This window comes from Ancylomarina sp. (genome assembly GCF_041555295.1).
Lineage (GTDB): Bacteria > Bacteroidota > Bacteroidia > Bacteroidales > Marinifilaceae > Ancylomarina.
Genome location: NZ_JBFFKR010000390.1, coordinates 1 through 2,567 on the forward strand (window position 1 = coordinate 1; position 2,567 = coordinate 2,567).

Annotated in this window: 1 protein-coding gene; it reads right to left on the reverse strand. The window is 34.9% G+C overall.

What is annotated here, in order from left to right; translation table 11 throughout:
• A partial coding sequence (locus tag ABY905_RS16315; RefSeq protein ID WP_372645790.1) for an ATP-binding cassette domain-containing protein occupies positions 1–2,043 on the reverse strand: 2,043 nt, incomplete at its 3' end.
• Between the last annotated feature and the right edge of the window lie 524 nt (positions 2,044–2,567).

The window sequence follows — 2,567 nt, forward strand, 5'->3', positions numbered from 1 at the left end:
CTGAATAGCTGAAATTCCAAGCATAACAAGCACTTTGGAATTGATATAACTCAAACGACTCAAATTAAGAAATGACTCACGTTTAATAATACGCCTATCGTGAAGTATTTCCTCTGCTGAAATAATCAATCCAAGGAATAGAGCCACCACCACTGCCATAAAAATATAGGATGGCAGATTTTCATTTTCTGCAAATATATAGGTCGTCGGATCATCGACTGTTCCAATAATATACTTAGTGAAATAACCCAATATCACAGCCAATAATGGTGCCTCTAATAGGGTAATCATCATGTATTGGATATTACTTAGTTTCGCATTGATATCTCTCGATAAATAAATTTTCAATTGCTGATAGCGTCGCGGAATCTGAAAATAATTATCTGGCAGTGCTGTTTTCTTCTTGGGTGTTTCAATTGATTTCGTACTCTCTATTTTCTCTTTATAATAAGCATACCACTCCTCTGATCCTCTTTTTCGTTTACGAATTTGTTTGCCATATTCGTTCGTCATTTTCGTCTCAATAATCTTCAGAATCTGCTCAGAGCTAACATTACCGCAAGTCAAACACTCACTTTCATCGGCATTCACGAAATGACTCTGCGTCTTAAAATAAACAATGGCTTCAACAGGATTCCCCGAGTAAATCACACGACCACCCTGATCCATAATAATCAAAACATCCAGCAATTTGAAAATATCGGATGAAGGCTGATGAATATTACACATAACCAATCGTCCTCTAAGAGTCTGGCGTTTCAACAAAAGCATGACCTTCTCCGAATCCATACTCGACAAGCCAGAAGTCGGCTCATCAACGAATAATATGGATGGGCGTCGCATCATTTCCAAGGCAATATTCAAACGCTTACGCTGACCGCCACTCAATATTTTATTAATAGGATCGCCTACCTTCAAATCTCTGGCCTCAATCAAATCGAATTTCTCAAGAGTATCCTCAATAATATTAAGAATATCATCTTCGGAAAACTTATCGAAACACAGCTTAGCATTATAATACAAATTCTCAAAGACGGTTAACTCTTCGAGCAACAAGTCATCCTGAGGCACATAACCAATAACACCAGCTAGCTTCTCTTTCTGTGTGTGAATATCATAACCATTTATCCAGATATTCCCTGAATTCAAAGGCAAATTACCATTGAGAACATTCAGAAGAGTTGATTTACCAGTACCACTCCCCCCCATAATCCCAATCAACTGACCAGATTCCGCTTTAAAATTGAATGAGTGAACGCCATTTTCAGTCCCCTTAAACTTGAATTCAATATCCTTAGCAACCAGACTGATTTGAGAACGATGTTTCAGTACAATAAACTCCGCAACAATTTGAGAATAATAGATCGGATCGATACGCGGTGAACGAATAACGGAGCCAAAAGTGATCAAATAACTTCTGTCAACTTTGATATTATGCCCATTTAAGAAGAGATTATACTCTCCAAAATATTTGATTAAATAGGTATTGGTACTCTTGATTCGAAGGACAAAAACCCGCCCACGGAGTTTTGGCACATAAATATGCTTAACAAGCTCATCTTTAAAATCCTCATTACTATCAATAAGTAATAAATGTTCATTAAATGGAATTGAATATTCATCACCCAAAATAAATTGTTGTGCAAATTCAAATTCCTCATCTGAAATTTTAAATGTCCTCGAAACGGTTTGAACAAATTCAAGAATTTCGTCCCCGACAAATTCCGAATCATCGATAAATTCAAGTAATTGAAGCATAATCCAAACTTTCTGTTCCTGATCAACTTCTTCCAATAAGCTAACACAAACTTCAGTCAATTGCTTATGCTTAGTCTGTATATAATCCAAATTCCCGTTATCGTAATAGGATGCTTTTAAAAAGGTGTCAAAATCGCTTAAATACCGTTCCTGCCATTCTTTATTGAGTCTGGTTTCTAAATAATTAGCAACCACATCACGTGCAGCCAATTCAAAACCGTGTTTTTGCTCATCAACAATGATGGCAAACAATTTCATTAAAGCATTTAAAACTGATTCGTTCATTCGTAATTTTTAGGGACAGCAAGTCTTTTTTTGCAAGAGCTCTAATTTATATAATTTAAAAGAGATATCCTGACCATATGCTTTATGAAATTAAAATGAATAACTAAACAATTGAATCTAAACAACCTACCATACCAAGAGCTAATTTGATTCAGCTTGAACCTGCAAACGTTTTCATAAACTAATTGCATTTTTTTCTTGGATGATAAAAAAATCCCTCCTACATTGCGTTCATCAAAAAAGACAACATGACTGTATTAAATTCATATTTCTGGTTCTATTTTTACTTTATCAAATGATAGAGCGGAACCTGATATGTAAATATTACAACAAAATATTTCAAAGGCTTCGCTAAATGCGAAGCCTTTTTTTTTTGATCAAAATTTCAATACAACACAATGAATACATCAATGTCATATAACTATTTCCTTTATTTCTGGTTCTTCTATTTTAGAAGCATCCCGAGATTGTATGGCATTATCTGAACTAAAAAATAACAGAAAAATGTACAAGCGTCTCGGGGA